2 protein-coding genes are annotated in these 2857 nt (G+C 70.5%); both read right to left on the bottom strand.

Annotated features, from left to right (window positions below; genetic code table 11):
* Nucleotides 1-79: 79 nt before the first annotated feature.
* Nucleotides 80-625 carry an HIT domain-containing protein gene (locus tag AB0G02_RS33920; RefSeq protein ID WP_360802577.1) on the bottom strand — a complete coding sequence of 182 codons (546 nt, stop codon included), beginning with the start codon at nt 623-625 and terminating at the stop codon, nt 80-82.
* The gene (gene thrS, locus AB0G02_RS33915; protein ID WP_360802574.1) at nt 622-2685 is read right to left on the bottom strand and encodes a threonine--tRNA ligase; all 2064 of its coding nucleotides are present in this window, start codon (nt 2683-2685) and stop codon (nt 622-624) included. The genes AB0G02_RS33920 and thrS overlap by 4 nt, the downstream gene beginning before the upstream one ends.
* Nucleotides 2686-2857 lie beyond the last annotated feature (172 nt).

Here is a 2857-nt window from a genome sequence, read left to right as displayed (position 1 = left end):
GTCTGGCCGTGTTCCGAGCGTTCAACTCGGGTGTTCCGGACGTAGGACACGGGTGACGCGGACGTAGGACACGCGGGACCTACAGCGAGGCCCAGGCGTCCGACAGCAGCTGCCTGGTCTCACCGAGCAGTTGCGGCAGGACCTTCGTGTGGCCGATCACCGGCATGAAGTTCGCATCGCCGCCCCAGCGCGGCACGACGTGCTGGTGCAGGTGCGCCGCGATCCCCGCGCCCGCCACGACGCCCTGGTTCATGCCGACGTTGAACCCGTGCGGACCGGAGGCCGACCGGATCACCCGCATCGCCCGCTGCGTGAACGCGGCGAACTCGGCCGTCTCGTCGACGGTCAGGTCGGTGTAGTCGGGCACGTGCCGGTACGGCAGCACCATCAGGTGACCGGGGTTGTACGGGTACAGGTTGAGCACCGCGAACACCAGCTCGCCGCGGGCCAGGATCAGGCCCTCGGCGTCGTCCAGGCCGATCACCCGGCAGAACGGGCAGCCCTCGGGCTCGTCACCGACCGCCTTGCCCTCACCGCGCACGTACGACAGGCGGTGCGGGGTCCACAGCCGCTGCAACGCGTCGTCGACCCCGACACCGTCCTGCTCCTCGTGCCGCTCGGTCACTGGACGAGTTCCGCCGTGGGCGAGGCGTTCTCGCGCCGCGCGACCCAGTCCACGACCGTCTCGACCGCCCGCTCGACCGGCACGCCGTTGACCTGCGTGCCGTCGCGGAACCGGAACGACACCGCGCCCTGCTCCACGTCCTTGCCGCCGGCCAGCAGCATGAACGGCACCTTCTGCGTGGTGTGGTTGCGGATCTTCTTCTGCATCCGGTCGTCGGAGGCGTCCACCTCGACCCGGATGCCCTTCGCCCTGAGCTGCTTCGCGACCGCCAGCAGGTGGTCGACGTGCTCGTCCGCGATCGGGATGCCCACCACCTGCACCGGCGCGAGCCACGCCGGGAACGCGCCCGCGTAGTGCTCGGTCAGCACGCCGAAGAACCGCTCGACCGAGCCGAACAGCGCGCGGTGGATCATGACCGGGCGCTGCCGCGTGCCGTCCGGGCCGGTGTACTCCAGCTCGAACCGCTCGGGCAGGTTGAAGTCCACCTGGATGGTCGACATCTGCCAGGTGCGGCCCAGCGCGTCCTTGGCCTGCACCGAGATCTTCGGGCCGTAGAACGCCGCGCCGCCCGGGTCCGGCACCAGCTCCAGGCCGGAGTCCTCCGCCGCGACGCGCAACGCCTCCGTCGCCTTCTCCCAGACCTCGTCGGAGCCGACGGACTTCTCCGGGTTGCGGGTCGACAGCTCCAGGTAGAAGTCGTCGAGGCCGTAGTCGCGCAGCAGCCCGAGCACGAAGGCCAGCAGCGACTTCAGCTCGTCCTGCACCTGGTCGGGGGTGCAGAAGATGTGCGCGTCGTCCTGCGTCATGCCGCGCACGCGGGTGAGGCCGTGGATGACGCCGGACTTCTCGTACCGGTACACGCCGCCGAACTCGAACATGCGCAGCGGCAGCTCGCGGTAGGACCGCCCGCGCGACCGGAAGATCAGGTCGTGGAACGGGCAGTTCATCGGCTTGAGGTAGTAGTCCTGGCCCGGCTTGCGCAGCTTGCCGTCGTCGTCGTACTCGGCGTCGAGGTGCATCGCCGGGTACATCCCGTCCTTGTACCAGTCGAGGTGACCGGACGTCTCGAACAGGTTGCCCTTGGTGATGTGCGGCGAGTAGACGAACTCGTAGCCCTCTTCGGAGTGCCGGTCGCGGGAGTAGTCCTCCATGGCCTTGCGGATGATCCCGCCGCGCGGGTGGAACACCGCCAGGCCCGAGCCGATCTCGTCCGGGAAGCTGAACAGGTCCAGCTCGACGCCGAGCTTGCGGTGGTCGCGCCGCTCGGCCTCGGCCAGCAGCTCCACGTGCGCGTCCAGCGCCTCCTGCGACTCCCACGCCGTGCCGTAGATGCGCTGCAGCTGCGGGTTCTTCTCGTTGCCGCGCCAGTACGCGGCGGCGACGCGGGTCAGCTTGAACGCCGGGATGTGCTTGGTCGTCGGCACGTGCGGGCCGCGGCACAGGTCGCCCCAGACGCGCTCGCCCGACCTCGGGTCGAGGTTGTCGTAGATCGTCAGCTCGCCGCCGCCGACCTCCATGATCTCCGAGGAGTCGACGGCGGTGTCGGACGACCCGGCCTTGACGTCCACGAGTTCGAGCTTGAACGGCTCGGCGGCCAGTTCGGACTTGGCGGCGTCGACCGACTCGACCACGCGGCGGTTGAACCGCTGCGCGCCCTTGATGATGGCCTTCATGCGCTTCTCCAGCGCCTGGAGGTCTTCGGGCGTGAACGGCTTGTCGACCCGGAAGTCGTAGTAGAAGCCGTCCTTGACCGGCGGGCCGATGCCGAGCTTGGCCTCGGGGAACTGCTGCTGCACGGCCTGCGCCAGCACGTGGGCCGTGGAGTGCCGGATGACGCTGCGGCCGGCCTCGGTGTCGGCGGCGACCGCCTCGACCTCGACCTCCACCTGCGGCACCCAGGACAGGTCGCGCAGGTGGCCCTCGGGGTCGCGCACGACCACGACGGCGTCCGGGCCCTTGCCCGGGAGCCCCGCTTCACGCACCGCCGTCCCCGCGGTAGTCCCCGCCGGCACCACCACGCGCGGTGGGGTCAGGGCGGCTGCGGGGCGCGGTTGGGACACGGTGACTCCTCGGTGTGCGGTTCGTTGTGCGTGCTCGGTCCTGTGCGGCAGATGTTATCGGTGCTGACCGAGTCGTGTTACGGCGGCCCGGGGGGGGGGCCCCCGCTTGCCGCGGGTCACCCCGGCGGGGGGGGGGTGATCCGCGGGTGAGTGCGGGGAGGGGGGGGGGCGC

Origin of the sequence: Actinosynnema sp. NPDC023658 (assembly GCF_040639995.1) — a bacterium.
Taxonomy (GTDB): domain Bacteria; phylum Actinomycetota; class Actinomycetes; order Mycobacteriales; family Pseudonocardiaceae; genus Actinosynnema.
This window is presented reverse-complemented; position numbering and strand designations above follow the sequence as displayed.